General features: G+C 37.6%; 13 protein-coding genes. 8 read left to right on the top strand and 5 right to left on the bottom strand.

The features are described from left to right. Positions 1–588, bottom strand: a 588-nt coding sequence (locus R3333_RS06465; RefSeq protein WP_318957971.1) for a quinone oxidoreductase family protein, incomplete at its 3' end; no start/stop codon positions are given. A 3-nt stretch (positions 589–591) separates the two neighbouring features. After that, positions 592–1,263, bottom strand: a complete 672-nt coding sequence (gene rsmI, locus R3333_RS06470; protein ID WP_318957972.1) for a 16S rRNA (cytidine(1402)-2'-O)-methyltransferase — start codon at positions 1,261–1,263, stop codon at positions 592–594. A gap of 151 nt (positions 1,264–1,414) precedes the next feature. On the opposite strand from rsmI, the gene R3333_RS06475 reads away from it, so the two are divergent. Continuing rightward, entirely contained in the window at positions 1,415–2,599 is a 1,185-nt protein-coding gene (locus tag R3333_RS06475; RefSeq protein WP_318957973.1) for a hypothetical protein, read from the top strand. A 75-nt stretch (positions 2,600–2,674) separates the two neighbouring features. On the opposite strand, the gene R3333_RS06480 is transcribed toward R3333_RS06475, so the two are convergent. Together R3333_RS06480 and R3333_RS06485 are read right to left on the bottom strand one after the other, a co-directional pair. Then, positions 2,675–3,604 carry a hypothetical protein gene (locus R3333_RS06480; RefSeq protein ID WP_318957974.1) on the bottom strand — a complete coding sequence of 310 codons (930 nt, stop codon included), beginning with the start codon at positions 3,602–3,604 and terminating at the stop codon, positions 2,675–2,677. A 66-nt stretch (positions 3,605–3,670) separates the two neighbouring features. Next, a complete protein-coding gene (locus R3333_RS06485; RefSeq protein ID WP_318957975.1) occupies positions 3,671–4,405 on the bottom strand; it encodes an RDD family protein in 735 nt (244 codons plus the stop codon). A gap of 169 nt (positions 4,406–4,574) precedes the next feature. Between R3333_RS06485 and R3333_RS06490 the strand changes: the two genes are divergently transcribed. Genes R3333_RS06490 through R3333_RS06510 form a run of 5 tightly spaced genes read left to right on the top strand, consistent with a single transcriptional unit; the run spans position 4,575 to position 11,391 of the window. Continuing rightward, positions 4,575–6,485 (top strand): stage II sporulation protein M, encoded by a 1,911-nt coding sequence (locus R3333_RS06490; RefSeq protein ID WP_318957976.1) that lies wholly within the window; start codon positions 4,575–4,577, stop codon positions 6,483–6,485. Further along, positions 6,478–7,341: a hypothetical protein gene (locus R3333_RS06495; protein ID WP_318957977.1), complete on the top strand. Its 864-nt coding sequence runs from the start codon at positions 6,478–6,480 to the stop codon at positions 7,339–7,341. The genes R3333_RS06490 and R3333_RS06495 overlap by 8 nt, the downstream gene beginning before the upstream one ends. Next, positions 7,328–8,998: a hypothetical protein gene (locus tag R3333_RS06500; RefSeq protein ID WP_318957978.1), complete on the top strand. Its 1,671-nt coding sequence runs from the start codon at positions 7,328–7,330 to the stop codon at positions 8,996–8,998. Before R3333_RS06495 ends, R3333_RS06500 begins: the two co-directional genes overlap by 14 nt. Then, a complete protein-coding gene (locus tag R3333_RS06505; RefSeq protein WP_318957979.1) occupies positions 8,985–10,067 on the top strand; it encodes a MoxR family ATPase in 1,083 nt (360 codons plus the stop codon). Before R3333_RS06500 ends, R3333_RS06505 begins: the two co-directional genes overlap by 14 nt. A gap of 1 nt (position 10,068) precedes the next feature. Continuing rightward, positions 10,069–11,391: a DUF58 domain-containing protein gene (locus tag R3333_RS06510; RefSeq protein WP_318957980.1), complete on the top strand. Its 1,323-nt coding sequence runs from the start codon at positions 10,069–10,071 to the stop codon at positions 11,389–11,391. A gap of 7 nt (positions 11,392–11,398) precedes the next feature. Here R3333_RS06510 and R3333_RS06515 read toward each other — a convergent pair whose 3' ends face one another. After that, positions 11,399–13,015 (bottom strand): T9SS type A sorting domain-containing protein, encoded by a 1,617-nt coding sequence (locus R3333_RS06515; RefSeq protein ID WP_318957981.1) that lies wholly within the window; start codon positions 13,013–13,015, stop codon positions 11,399–11,401. A 346-nt stretch (positions 13,016–13,361) separates the two neighbouring features. Between R3333_RS06515 and R3333_RS06520 the strand changes: the two genes are divergently transcribed. Continuing rightward, entirely contained in the window at positions 13,362–13,925 is a 564-nt protein-coding gene (locus tag R3333_RS06520; protein ID WP_318957982.1) for a sigma-70 family RNA polymerase sigma factor, read from the top strand. After that, the coding region (locus tag R3333_RS06525) for an anti-sigma factor (protein WP_318957983.1) at positions 13,904–14,656 on the top strand (753 nt) is incomplete at its 3' end. The genes R3333_RS06520 and R3333_RS06525, both read left to right, overlap by 22 nt.

Consider the following 14,656-nt stretch of genomic DNA (forward strand, 5'->3'; position numbering starts at 1 on the left):
TTCGGAGTAGTAAATGATATGATCGGCACCTTGGGCTTTTAAATAAGCTTCTTTTTTTCGAGAACTCGTTTTGGCATAGGTTTCTACGCCTTGTAATTTTAAGAGTTGCAACAATGCGGTTCCAACTCCACCAGCCGCGGCGTGTATCAGAGCACGTTCCCCTTTGCGGGCGGTGTTTACATAGTTACACATGTAGTAAGCGGTAACGTATTGAGTGGCCAAGCACAGTGCTTTACCTGTATCCAAATCTCCTATAGGTGCATAGGCGTAAGATTTCGTAATTACATCTTGCGCATAACCTCCGAATCTACAGAAGGCCACTACGCGTTTCCCAACTTCTTGGTCATCAACATCTTTTCCAACGGCAACAATTTCTCCCACTACCTCGTAACCTAAAACGCAAGGTAAAGGAGGAGTTTCTCTGTACAAACCATTGCGGGCCATTACATCGGCGTAGTTCAGGCCAAATGCACTTACTTTTATAAGAACATCGTCTGCTGCTAAAGTCGGTAGCTGAATTGTTGTTAAGGCAAAAGCTTGCGTAGCTTCACCATTTTTCACCAATTGAAAAGCTTGTGTTGTTACCATGAATTATGCTTTTGCTTCTATCAAAACAACAATTTCTCCTTTTGGAGGATTGGCCTCATAATGTGCCGCCACTTCACTCGGGAAACCAATTTTGAATTCTTCGTACATTTTGCTGAGCTCACGGACCACACAAACGCGTCTGTCGTTACCCACAAATTCTTCCAATTGCTTTAAGCATTTCACCAAACGGTGGGGAGATTCATACAAAATGATAGTACGCTCTTCTTCTGCCAAAATCTTTAAACGGGTTTGGCGACCTTTTTTGTGCGGCAAGAAACCTTCGAAAACGAATTTGTCGCAAGGGAAACCACTTCCCACTAGAGCTGGGACAAATGCTGTAGCACCTGGTAAACATTCTACTTCTATGCCTGCCTCTCTACATGCTCTTACGAGTAAGAATCCGGGGTCAGAAATAGCCGGAGTACCTGCATCAGAAACCAAAGCAACCATATTGGCCGTTTCTATTCTGCTTACGTTGCTTTCCAACGTTTTATGTTCATTGTGTATGTGGTACGAATAACTTTGGTTGTCAATTTCAAAATGCTTCAACAACTTTTTGGTTGTACGCGTGTCTTCGGCTAAAATAAAATCAGCTTCTTTCAACACTTTAATGGCACGTAAGGTAATATCATCTAGATTTCCTACCGGCGTTGGCACTAAAACAAGTTTTCCCATGGTGCAAAAATACGTAGTTAATTAAGAATTGCGAATTATGTATTCAGAATGAATAGACAATGGAACGAAAAAAATCTAATTCTCCAGGTAACCAATACTTAAAAGGCTGTTTATATTAGTGTTTTTAAAAATTTAATATCAATAACCACTTATGAGAATCATATGCCTCCTAACATTTGTATGCCTTTTTCAATTGCCAAACCTTAGTGCGCAGGATTTTAATTTAGTCGATAGTATTCAAATTGATTTAGGTTCTTTTCAAGAAAGGGAGAGTTTTAGTACTTTGTATTGGAGGCAATTTCAAGATAAGATTTATCTCTATGAGAGTTTCGATTCTATTATCGTGGTGAACGATTTGGAGGGGAACAAGGAAGGGACGATAATGTTAGAGTCGGTTCATATATCAAATAAATTTACGCCATGGCGTGTAGAATTTGAAAAGGATAGAATTATTGTGGTGGACGTAATCAGAATGAATTTAAGGGTCTACGATTTAAATGGAAGCTTTTTGCAAGAGATAGATTTGTACAAGTTTTTTGATCAGTACACTCCTTCTCTGGAGGGTCATTTTGAAATAGATTTTGAAAATGAATTGATATATACGGTTTTGGTACCGAATAAGCAGTCAAAATACTTTTTTAAGCTACCTAGAAAACCTGGTAAGTTCTATCAGGAAAGTAGTTTGTTAGGTGTTTATAATTTTGAAGGAAAGCGCTTAGAAAGTTTTGCGAATTATGACCCTCTTTATTCTCAAGGTGATTTGCCCTATAAAGCTGATTATTCTTTTATACGTTTAGGTGATGAATTGATTCTAGAACAAGATTTGGCGCATCAAGTAACTGTGTTTAAAATGAATAATTTAATGTCTTCGCAGTATCATTTTAAAGGAGATTCCATTACGCAAAAGTTGGATGCATTGCCACGTGTTACAGAGGTGTTGACTGAGGAAAGCTATCATGGAATGTTGATAGAATCTTATGGTTATGGCGCCTTCTTATCCTTTAATTCTTCTCAACTTGTTGGTCGGGTTTATTATAAAAGTGCAGAGGATACAACTACCTCTGTTGCTGCAGAGAACACCAAGAAAAGGGTAAAACCGGTTAAGGGTTCTTGCTTAACGCCGAGCGATCAAAAATTGAATCAAAAAGATATTTTAGCAGATAAGGTAATGTACATACGTATGGTAGATTGGAATACGAAAAAGGTGGTGTACGATGGGAGGTTTACATTGAAAGGTGATTTCTTTTTTACAGGTGCTTCTATTCCTGAAAATCAAGTTTGGACCAAAGGCTATAAGGATGGGGTGTTGACGATCTACAAATATGAATTGAATTAGAACATAGAAAAAGGGTGAAATCCAAATTTCTTGGAGTTCCACCCTTTATATTTTAAGTTTTTGATTCCGTAGTTCTTATTTTTTCATCCCCGAAAAATCTGTGGTCAAGAAGAAAATATTCCCTGCAGGATCGGTAAACATGTAATTCCCAGGCAATACTTGTCCACCAAACTCCAAAGCTTCAACCGCATAGTTGTTGGCTCTCATCTCTGCTGCTAAAGAATCATTTTCGTTGATTCCATGTCCTGAATAAGTAAACAACTCTCCGTGCCACATGCCTTTTGTTTCGTGTAAGCCTAGGGTCAGTTGACCGTCGTAACCAATCGTGTATCTATAAGGAACTCCTTCTTCGTGTATACCTTGACTTTCAAATCCAAGTGCTGTGTAATACACTAAACTACTATCTACGTTTTCAACTGCTAAAGCATACTCTTGGAAGATACCTGCTTTCGGATTCGGGAAATCGAATTTCTTGGTGGGGTTAAATACAATATCCGCAACCTGAATATCTTTTTTGGGTGCTTTGGGTTCATTAATTACAACGAAACCTAAAGAATCTGGAGCGAAATAGACATTAAACCATGCGTCTCCGTTTTCTCTTTTTAACTCCATTTGAGGACTGACATTTATGGCTTTAAGCGTTTTGTAAACGTTTACTGCGTCCTCTGAGTGGTACGCAGGTCCCATATAATTCATAGTATCTTCGTTAATGGTCAAACTCATACTTCCATCATACATTGCAGACCATTTCCAAGGAGTAGAGCTTGAGTCTTCGACGTGCCACCCTAATGTTTGGTAAAATTGAATGGTTTCCTCGTAATTCTTAGTTCCTATCATGATGTTTACAGCTTCTCCTAATAAAGGAGTTGTTTCAGCTGCTTGGGCAACTGTATCTACCGCTAATGTATCTGTTGATGGTACTTCAGGTGTTGTGTCCACTTGTTCAGAATTACAAGAGTACAGCGCAAGAAGGGCACAAGCCATTGTAAAGATTGTACTTTTCATAAAATAGTGTTTCAAACAAAGGTAAGTCTATTTTTACGAGACTTAAATGAGAAGTTCATAGAAAATCTATCGCGTAAGCGCCACGTAATCTTTCAATACCTTTTTCAAAAAGGTCATTTTCTTTTTGGGTACTTCCGGGAGTTGAAGTTTTTCTACCAATTCATGGACAAGTTCAATGGCAATCTCTCGTGTTGCAGGGTTGTTGTATTCCTCCACGCGTTGTATTACCTTTTTGATGAACATCATGTCTTCATCCGTAAATTGTTCTACTTCCGGATATTCAATCTCCGTTTTTTCCTTGTTGAGGTTGAGCACTTGGTTTAAGGTATAATCAAACGTTGGGTTAAGTTTAACCACAACAGTATTTGCCATCATGTCTGCTAATCGTTGCGATCTTTTGGAGATAAGTATTACCACAGCTTCTATAGGAAGAATAATAAAGGCCAATCCTTTGAATAACCAGCGTAAGAAATATTCGTTTAAACTTGCATTGTCGCCGTTTACCTTCATTACACGTATTCCTAATGCTTTTTTTCCTAAGGTTTGTCCCTTGGTGATATATTCCAGCATTGGAGAATAGAAAAAAGCAGGTAGGGTAAGTAAAAAGTAAAGGGTAAGATAAAGTTTTGCTTCTTCGTTTCTGGTGGATAAACCAGAGTTTTCCATCGTAAGGGTGATGATGAACATATAGAAACCAAGAATTACCAAATCTAAAAGGTACGCGGTAAAGCGCTGACCTAGTCCTGCAAGCTCAAAGGTAATTTGAACATTCTGTGCGGTTTTAATGGAAATGGTTTTCATGTGTTGCTAATATAATTGAATTTGCCGAAAAATGCTTTTGGAGTTAGGTATTCAATCTGATTTACTTTTGTAAGTATCTATGAATTAATTGTGCTTTTACTTGAAAGCTTAAATCTAAATATTATTTTAGCTAGCCTGATGTAAGAAAGCTTACGCCGCATACTACAGAATGAAAGAAACTACCTTCATAAATAAAAACAAAGAAAAGTGGAAACGCTTTGAGAAACTCAGTAAGGGCAATAATACCGATCCTGAAGAACTGGGAGAATTATTTACGGAGGTCAATGAAGATCTAAGCTTTGCACAAACATTTTACGAGCGCCGAACGGTGAGAGCTTATTTGAACCAAGCGGCACAAGGTGTTTATGGGCGACTCTACAAGCAGAAAGGAGATTCTTTAAAAAAGTATTGGAAAACTTGGTCCATCGTCATTCCCTTAGAACTCTATAAATCACGTAAGAATTTGCTCTTTGCCCTTGTAATGTTTATGCTTTGGGTGGTAATTGGAGCCATAACAACACATTATTTTCCAGACTTTGTTGATATGGCTGCAGGTAGAGGGATGATTGCCAGAGGTGAACGCTTTATTGGGCAAGATGACCCCTTTGGTTTTTATGGAGACTCCGGTAGTTTTGAGATGTTTTACACCATTACATTGAATAATATTAAAGTTGCTTTCCTCTGTTTCTTGGGAGGGATATTATTCTCCTTTGGAACGCATTATTTGGTTTTTAAGAATGGAATGATGTTAGGGTCCTTCCAATATTTTTATGTGTTGAAGGGACTTGGATTGTCTTCCTTTTTAGCCATTTGGATTCACGGAGCTTTTGAGATAAGTGCCATAGTTGTGGCTGCGGGAGCAGGTTTTACGCTTGGGCATAGTTTGCTTTTTCCAGGTTCCTATTCGCGATTACAATCCTTTCAGTTGGGGGCGAAGAGATCTATGAGAATCATGATAGCACTGGTGCCTGTCTTTATTATTGCGGGGTTCCTTGAGAGTTATGTTACGCGTAATTACGCCAGTTTACCTGATTGGTCCAAGTGGTGTATCATTATTTTCTCCTTTGCTTTGATGTTGATTTATTTTGTGATTTATCCACAGTATTTAGCGCGTAAGCATCCAGAGTTACTACAAGAAAATGAAAGTGTTAATCAGCTGCCTTCACATGAGGTGAGTCTGTATAAGATTAGAAATTTCACGGATATTATTTCAGATACTTTTCAGTTATACCGACAGAAGTTTTATGTTTTTATGAAGATTAACCTTAGCATCACCTTGCCTTTAATGTTGCTGCTTTCAGGTTTTCAGTTTATCACGCATAGTTATGATTTCGCCTTTGAATATCCGGAGGATTGGATCAATTTGTTGAGTATTCTTTTTGGTAACCCTTATGGGCAGACCTTTATTGAAACTGATTTTTTTGCTCTGTTTTTATGGGTCTTACCCTTAACATCTTTGGCTTCGGCAGTTTATTACGCAATTTCAAGCGCTAGTGAAAAGTTTGTGTGGAAGAATTACTTTTCTTTCTTGTCTAAACAAGGGTTTAAAGTTTTTGTAGGTATCGCCATTTTTTATGCCTTCATGGTTATATTACCTTCTTATCTTATATGGGCAGGAATTTTTATTGTTCCCTTTCTTTTCAATGTATTGTCTTTAGGAGTTTATGATCAGAAAGGACTTGGCTTAGGAAAGTTTATGAAATACGGTGCTAAATCTTGGGTGTTTAATTTCGTATTGGTCCTATTCCTGTCTGCCATGGTCATTTTGTTTGCACAACCTATTGCATTTGTGATGGCCTCAGAGGATATCAATGAAATTCCAGATTTATTGGATGTATTTACTGATTTTATTCGCATGATTTTAGCGGACGAAACTCCTTACACCATAGAAATTGTAAACGGTATAAGGGTGTTTGTTTACCTCATTTTTATACTCCTAGTATTTCCATTAGTACTCATCGCCTCGGCTTTGTCGAGTTACAAATCAATAGAGGAGGAAGAAGCTCCAGCGCTTAGAAAAGAGTTTGAGCGTTTTGGAAAAAGAAGTAGAACCGTTGAAACGAAAGGAGATTATGAGTAAAGTAATCTGTACTCTACTGTTGTTATTCGCCTTTCTTTCTTGGGGACAAGAAACGGATTTAAAAAAGGAATGGGATAAACTACAAAAAAGCGTAGAATATGGCGAAGCCTCTCGTAAATCTAAGCCGAATAATGACAGGGTTTATCCGGATAAATTAGAAGAAAATGTTGATGATGAGGTGGGGTATACAACTCCTGCTGATAATACGAGCGAGGATGAGATTCTGGCGAACCGCGAGAGTCAATTTGGTCCATATAGAGGTGATGGTGGAATTAAGAAAAACAATCGAGAGTCTATCATAAGAGAAGCTCCTAAATACGATCCAAACATACCCGACACTCCAGATGTTGAACCGTTAGACGTGGATCCACCAGATCGTTGGGAGATTTCTGAAAATGTATGGCAAGTAATACTTATACTGCTCGTACTTTTTATCGTAGTGTTTTTGTTGTATTACTTCTTTATTCGTAATGCAAGTGTTGAGGTTGATAGTCAAAACATAGTACCTGATCTAGAGGAGTGGAATCCAGAGGAGGTAACGAAGACAGAATTAGAAATTTTGCTCGAAAACGCACTAGCTAAGGAAGATTATCGACAATGTGTCCGCGTGTACTACACCTTCATTTTACAATCCTTAATTAAGAAAGGATGGATTAAATACAAACAAGATAAAACCAATGCACATTACCAAATAGAGATGTTGCAACGTCCTGTGCACCTTGAATTTTCTAAAGCTGTACGTTTATATGAATTGGTGTGGTATGGTCATTATGACATCAATGCCAGCATTTACCAAAGTTTAGAACCCGAGTTAAAAGCGCTCTACCAAAAAATTGATGCAAATGAGGGGAAATAGATTGGTAATGTTAGCGGGTGGACTCATCCTATTTGTGGTGATACTGGTACTTTTATTCAATTCTTCATCTGGGGAGGAGAATGTAAAGGATAAGGATGGAAAAAGTTATTACTCTAACAATTGGAAACACAGATATGGCTGGGATAATTTACATCCCAATGGTTTGTATTTGTTCAATGAATTAATGAACAAGAGTAGCAACTTTGAGGATATCTATTACGTGAAAAATCATTTACTTTTAGATTCTCTGCTACAAGAAGATAGCGCGGCATTTGCATTTATCGGGGAGAATTTCTACCTCACAAGTAATGAGATAAGTGCCCTAATGGCTAGTGTGGGTAAGGGGTCCAAGTTATTTTACTCTTGTAATGTAATGGATTACAACCTGCATGGTCAATTACTGAGTTTTAGTGATTACAAATTCGTCTACAATAAAGAAGTAGAGCTTACGCACAATGGAGATACTTTGCGTTTAGCCAAACGTTTTGAAGGTGATACCATTTTTGGAAGATGGAATGTATACGACACTACGAAATTTTATGATTACAAGCCTTTGCTCAGTTTGGAGGGATATCCATACAGTATAGAACTTAATTATGGAGTAGGTAAAATTTACGGACATTTAAATCCTGAAGCATTTTTCAATTATCAACTCAAAGGGGAAGATGGGTTTAAACATTATGCTGCTACCTTCGGAAAACTCAAAGCCAAGAAACTTTACCTTTTAGAATTTGCAAATTACGATCCAGAGATAATATATGACGGGAATGACGAGGAAGAGAATGATTCCTTGTTTAAACCACTCTTAAAGTATCCAAGTTTTAAATGGGCTTTGTTCACTTTCATTATTGGTTTTATCGCATTTATTATTTTCAGAAGTAAAAGGGAGCGACCTGTTATTCGTATTCAAGAAGAAAAACAGCTTTCGGCGCTTTCTTATGTTGATACTATTGCAGGGATTTATTTCGATAGAAAGCAACCCGAAGATGCCTACAAAATGATGAAGGCAAATTTCTATTTAAATGTGCAGAAGTACTTTTATTTAGATCTTAAAAATGAAAAAGAAAAAGCCAATGTTTTGTTGAGCGAAAAAGCGAACATGTCTCTTTCAGAGGTGGATCATTTATTGGCCTTAGTAGAAAGCAAGAAAGAAATTAGTTTTCAAGATTTAGAAATCCTTAACAAAGAACTGCGCAAATTCTATTTGAAATCTGAAATCTGGAAGGAAGAGGAAGAAACTAAAATTGCAGAAAGTTACATCACTTTTAACAGAGGTCTTTTCGCTCCAACGCTATTGATGTTACTTGGTGCGCTGTTAATAGCAGCTTCATTTATGTTGTTGACTTATTCTGTAGGAGTTGGTATATTGCTGTGGCCGCTTGCTATTGCATCTTTTGTTTTCGCCAACAGGATGATGAGTAGACCTATATTGCGACATAATATTCATGAAATTATAGTCTATCCTATTCTAGGTAAACCCTATCACTTGAAGGTTGAAGATGTGTATCAAGCCAAGAATTTGGGGAAAGATTTACTGTTGAAGATCATAGATAGAGAAGAGGTTAAAATAAGTTTACTGAATTTAGATAAAAGAAATATTAAGCTTTTGGAAAACTTAGTTTTCCAGATAAATAACAAAGGAAATGATAGAAGATAATAATACAGAGCCGAACGAACATGAAGCTGTGAACCCTGAGTCACAACAACAAGAAGAAACTCAGCAGGTAGAACGTGTCGAAACTTCCTCTAACGCTTTTGGATTTGAAAGAGAAAACGAAGATTTGATTTGGCTTACACAAAAGGTGAACGATATTCGCATTCAATTTTCTAAGTACGTTATTGGTCAGCAAGAAATGGTTGAATTACTCATGGCTGGAATATTCTCAGCGGGTCATATTCTTTTAGAAGGTGTTCCCGGAGTAGCCAAAACACTCTCTTCTAAAGTGTTGGCCAAAGCATTAGATGTAGATTTTTCGCGTATACAATTTACGCCAGACCTAATGCCGAGTGATGTGATTGGGACTTCTATTTTTAACATGAACGAAAGTAAGTTCAACTTTAAAAAAGGTCCTATTTTCTCAAATATTGTATTGATAGATGAGATTAACAGAGCTCCAGCCAAAACCCAAGCTGCCTTGTTTGAGGTGATGGAGGAAAGACAGATAACTTACGATGGAGTAGAGTATGCCATGCAGTTTCCATTCTTAGTGGTGGCCACTCAAAACCCTGTTGAACAAGAGGGTACCTATAATTTACCGGAAGCTCAGTTAGACCGTTTCTTGTTCAAAATCAAATTAGATTATCCATCTCAAGTAGATGAAACCATGATATTGCAACGCTATAAATCCAATATCAAAGCTCCGAGTTTAGATGAGGTTATGGCTGTGATTAACGCCGAAGATGTGCGTCGCGTGCAAGAGTTGGTGAAAGAGGTGATTGTAGAGGATAAATTGTTAGAATACATTTCTGCCATCACGGTTAAAACGAGAAATCACGGCAAGGTGTATTTAGGAGCTTCACCAAGGGCTTCTTTGGCAATTCTTAAGAGTGCAAAAGCGATGGCTGCTATAAAGGGAAGAGATTTTGTAACTCCAGATGATATTCAGTTTGTGGCGCCTCACGTGCTTAATCATAGGTTAATTTTAACACCTGAAGCAGAAATAGAAGGTTATGCTACGGAAGATGTGATTACTGAAATCGTTAAAAACATAGAGGTGCCGAGATAAGATGATAAAACACCTTTTTATATCGCGTTTTTTCTTCGTGCTTTTGGCAGGAGTGGTGTTACTCTTTATCTTGAGCTATGCCTGGAGTTTTTTATTCTTGGTAGCCCAAGTAGGAGTGCTGAGTTTAATAGCATTGAGTTTGCTCGATTTTCTTGTGCTTTTTGCCAATAAATCCATCCTAAAATTCCAGCGTATTTTTCCTCGTAGAGGAGATTTAAATGATGAAGCTCATGTAAGTTTACGTGTGGTTAACTTGAGCGCACAAGTATTAAAGTTGACGATATATGAAGGTTTTCCGGAGGAGTTGCAAGAACGATCAAAAGCATTTTCGAGTTCTTTATTACCCAAAAGATCAGAAAGTTTTAATTACTCTTTTACTCCAAAGCGTCGAGGAGATTACCGCTTTGAGAATACGCATATTTTTGTACAAAGTGTACTGCGTTTGGTAAAAAGACGTGTTGTGGTTGTGCAAGATGATGTCATGGAGGTATATCCTTCGATTCAACAAATGAAATTGTATGAGCTAAAAGTTTTTAATCAATCTCAGGTTCGCGGAATTAAAAAGATTAGAAGTTTAGGACACAACAACGAATTCGAACAAATTAAGAGCTATACGCAAGGAGACGATATAAGAACGATTAACTGGAAGGCAACTTCGCGTAGAAATGAATTGATGGTAAACCAATACCAAGACCAACGCGCACAGCATGTTTATTCGGTGATTGATAAATCGCGCTCTATGGAGATGGCTTTTGACGGTATGAGTTTACTCGATTATGCAATCAACTCTTCTTTGGTATTTTCCAACATCGCCTTGAGAAAAGGAGATAAAAAAGGAGTGATTACTTACGCCGATAAAATAGGAACAAAGTTAGCCGCCGAGGGTGGAAGAGCGCATTTAAAGCGTATCATGGAAGTTCTCTACAACCAACGTACGCAGTTTAAAGAAGCAAACTTTCCTTTGCTTTACCAAAGCTTAAGATCTAGTGTTAAAGTGAGAAGTTTACTCATGCTTTATACCAATTTTGAAACCGAACAAGCCATGCACAGAGCCTTACCTTTGTTGCGTAAACTCAATGCAAAACATTTATTGGTTGTGGTGTTTTTTGAAAATACACAGTTGCGCGAAAGCATTGTAAAACCACCGGAAAATATGCGTGATATTTATGTAGGTGCAGTAGCAGAAACTACCGTAAATGTGAAACGTAAAATTGCACTGGAGTTAAATAGAAATGGTATTCAAACCATACTAACCAAGCCAGAGGAATTAAATGTGAAAACCATTAATAAGTACTTATCCTTAAAGTCGAAAGGGATGATTTAGGTTGTGTTTAATACTTTAGGACTAATTTTTGGGTGATGCTCTTGCTATTCGAACTCAAACGTACCACATACATTCCCTCACTCATATGCTCATTCAGTTTTAGGGTGAATTGAGATACTCCACCGGGGGTGTTCTTCAATGCCTGTTGATGGATGATTTTGCCATCAAGACTAAGAAGCGTGAATTCGAGATCCTCCTCAGTAGTAGTATGAATATCAATAGTTAATAATCCTTGATTCGGATTTGGATACACTCGCATTTGTAAGTCAGAATTACTTTGTGGGTTAGGGGTGTGTACTTCTAAATCTTCTCCTTGGACGATGTATACTTTGAAGATTTGGTTGCTTGCTAAACTTTGACTTCCATCATTGATGAAAAAGATATTGGGTGCAGAGCTTTCAATACCTCCATATATGTATCCTAAAAACGTAGTGTCAGCATTTAGGTTAGCAAGTTGAAATACATGATTACTATACTGCGGAAGTGTATCATTAGGTATGAATTCAGCACCCGCTCCCATTAATGCAGGAAGTTCTATAGGGAGCTTGTATTCAGTCATAACACCGTTAGCATCTCTTGTTACGCGAGCTATAGTCTTTACAAAGGGTACATTGTCGTCTTGGACTAATACACCTGAAGAATCATAATACTGCGCTATTCCTCCGAAAAAAAGCGTATGCATTTCGTTGGTGTTCACATTGTATAAAGGAACCACCGGACAATGATAATGGTTATAGTACTGTTGGAAATTGGCCTCGAGTGTATAACCATTTGTATCTACGGTTACGCTGCTTAGAAAAGGTAAATTAACCGTGGGTTGAAAAACTCCGGAAAACATACTTACACCTTGTGCTCCGTTAGGTAATACTTGGGCTTCGGCATTGTAATCTCTTCTGTGTAAATTCGCAGCATCAATGTATGGAGTAAGATGGGTGACTGTTAAATTCACTCCGTCATCATTAATTTTAAATCTACGTATTGCATTGGTGTATTCTTGTATGAAACCAGGACCGTTATTCGGTCCCATAGGGTTGTACTTACCAATAAATTTTTGACCACCCAGTAAATAATAGGTATCGTAAACTTTTTGTAAGCGGCCTCCGGTTACTTGAAATTGTGAATCTGTAATTTGTCTAAAATAAGTATTGAACCCCGTGTTATTCATAACGGCATTAATTACTTCCGGAACATCTATTGCTGTAAGGTAGGGGAAAGTAGTGTGATCTCCAGCTGTTGCGCTGTACCCATATCCTCCAAGGACATATAACATATCCCCTTCTTGCTTGAAATTCATGTTGGTAGAACTAAGTTGTTCTTGAATACCTTGTGGTAAACTACTCAATGGGGCTGTCCATTTTTGTAAGCTTACAGGATCAAAGACAATGAGTTGATTGTTATGTCCAGCAATGTCAAAAGAAGCCCAAGGTTGTCGTCGGTGCAGCCCGTCTAAACGGCCACCTATTAAAAGCCATTTACCATTGTGTTGACCAAAAGCGTAGGATTGTAAACCACCTATGTTATTCGTACTAATGGTTTCAATATAAATGTTAAATGGTATTTGAGCATTTATCGTATTTATTCCTAGGATGAAGGAAAAAAGTAGGAGTCCAAAAATATTTTTCATGATGCTGTCAAGTTACTCAATATAAGCTTATTCAGGGTAACAAAGGTTACAGTAGAGGCGTTGATTTTTATCAATAGTATAAAGGGAAGTGTGGAGGTTTAAAACAAGCAATAAGGGAAAACGGACTACCTTTTTATTAATTGTTAACGACTGCTTTAGGTTCCTTTCTTCGAGAAGTAAATGTATCTGCTTGTTAAAATAGGTGATGAAAATGGATGAAAAAGAAAAAAATAGTTGAGAATGAACTTTATATGAACATATATGTTTTCTTTAGCTCAAGGAAATGTAATTCCTTCATAAAGAAAGTAGTTAACTTTCGGATTAATTGTTTATTTTCGTTCAAAGCATGTCAGTAAAAGTAAATATAGAAAACCTCGTACAAGACCTCCAAAATGGTGAGGAACAGGCGTTGGCGACTATTTACGACATGTACTCTGATGCGCTTTACGGTTTAATTTTAAAAATTGTAAAAGACGACGGATTAGCACAGGATATTCTACAAGATTGTTTTGTTAAGATTTGGCAAAAGGCACAAACTTATGATGCTTCTAAAGGCTCATTCTTTACCTGGATGTTAAACGTTTGTAGAAATAAATCTATAGATGAATTACGTAAGGTAGATAGACACCGAAAGGGGAAAGATGAAATTGGTCATGCAACCGATTACAAGAAGCAAGGTATAGAGCGCAACATCGATACAATTGGGTTAAAAGATATTGTTGATGAATTGCCAGATGATCAAAAGTTAATCGTGGAGTACCTCTATTTTAAAGGTTATACACAGCAAGAAACTTCGGATGAGTTAAATATACCATTGGGAACCGTTAAATCGCGTTCTCGAATGGCAATTAAGGCATTGAAAGATAGTTTTGTAATAGTTTTATTGATTTGGATACAAAAGAATATATAGCATCTGGCATACTGGAAAGTTATGTGATGGGTACCGCTTCTGAACAAGAACAGCGAGAGGTACACTGCTTGTCTTCTATTTATCCAGAAATTAAGGAGGAGTTGAATAGGATTCAACAAACTTTAGAAGACTATGTGCAATCCATAGCGGTTACTCCTCCTGCAGGAACCAAGGAAGCTATATTAGCCAAGATTAAAGATGTTCCGCAAGAGAAAGTAATGAAGAAGGTAGAAGAACCTAAGCTTGAGAAAGAAACGAAGGTTGTTCAAATGCCGACTTACGCCAAGTTGAGTTTGGTAGCTTCTATTGCAATTGTTGTTGGTGTGAGTGCCATGTTTGTGATGAAGTCACAAGAAAATGCAAGGTTGAATAATGAGTTGAAAGCCTTAAATTCTCAAACCGAACAAAAGCAAAACGAATATTTAGCCAGTTTAGAAAATCTGGAGAAAGAAGTTGCAGCCAGTAAAGAATTACAAGATTTTGTATTGAACGAAGGTACAGAAGAGGTTGTTTTAGCTGGAACGGAAAATCACCCAGAGGCAAAAGTTAGAGTATACTGGCACAAAGAAACGCAGGCCGTTATTGTGAAAAACGATGCCTTACCTGCTCCAACTGAAGGTAAACAGTACCAATTGTGGGCTTTGGCAGATGGAGTTCCAGTAGATTTGGGTGTGTTAGACAAAGAATTCGCGGTAACTCCAACGCGTAAAATAGGGGTGAATGAACTGCAA

The organism is Lishizhenia sp. (assembly GCF_033720595.1).
Lineage (GTDB): Bacteria > Bacteroidota > Bacteroidia > Flavobacteriales_D > Crocinitomicaceae > Lishizhenia.

Bases quoted from the DNA above. Each gene is read 5' to 3' on its own strand.
- rsmI (WP_318957972.1), bottom strand. From the start codon at position 1,263: ATGGGAAAACTTGTTTTAGTGCCAACGCCGGTAGGAAATCTAGATGAT.
- R3333_RS06475 (WP_318957973.1), top strand. From the start codon at position 1,415: ATGAGAATCATATGCCTCCTAACATTTGTATGCCTTTTTCAATTGCCA.
- R3333_RS06480 (WP_318957974.1), bottom strand. From the start codon at position 3,604: ATGAAAAGTACAATCTTTACAATGGCTTGTGCCCTTCTTGCGCTGTAC.
- R3333_RS06485 (WP_318957975.1), bottom strand. From the start codon at position 4,405: ATGAAAACCATTTCCATTAAAACCGCACAGAATGTTCAAATTACCTTT.
- R3333_RS06490 (WP_318957976.1), top strand. From the start codon at position 4,575: ATGAAAGAAACTACCTTCATAAATAAAAACAAAGAAAAGTGGAAACGC.
- R3333_RS06495 (WP_318957977.1), top strand. From the start codon at position 6,478: ATGAGTAAAGTAATCTGTACTCTACTGTTGTTATTCGCCTTTCTTTCT.
- R3333_RS06500 (WP_318957978.1), top strand. From the start codon at position 7,328: ATGAGGGGAAATAGATTGGTAATGTTAGCGGGTGGACTCATCCTATTT.
- R3333_RS06505 (WP_318957979.1), top strand. From the start codon at position 8,985: ATGATAGAAGATAATAATACAGAGCCGAACGAACATGAAGCTGTGAAC.
- R3333_RS06510 (WP_318957980.1), top strand. From the start codon at position 10,069: ATGATAAAACACCTTTTTATATCGCGTTTTTTCTTCGTGCTTTTGGCA.
- R3333_RS06515 (WP_318957981.1), bottom strand. From the start codon at position 13,015: ATGAAAAATATTTTTGGACTCCTACTTTTTTCCTTCATCCTAGGAATA.
- R3333_RS06520 (WP_318957982.1), top strand. From the start codon at position 13,362: ATGTCAGTAAAAGTAAATATAGAAAACCTCGTACAAGACCTCCAAAAT.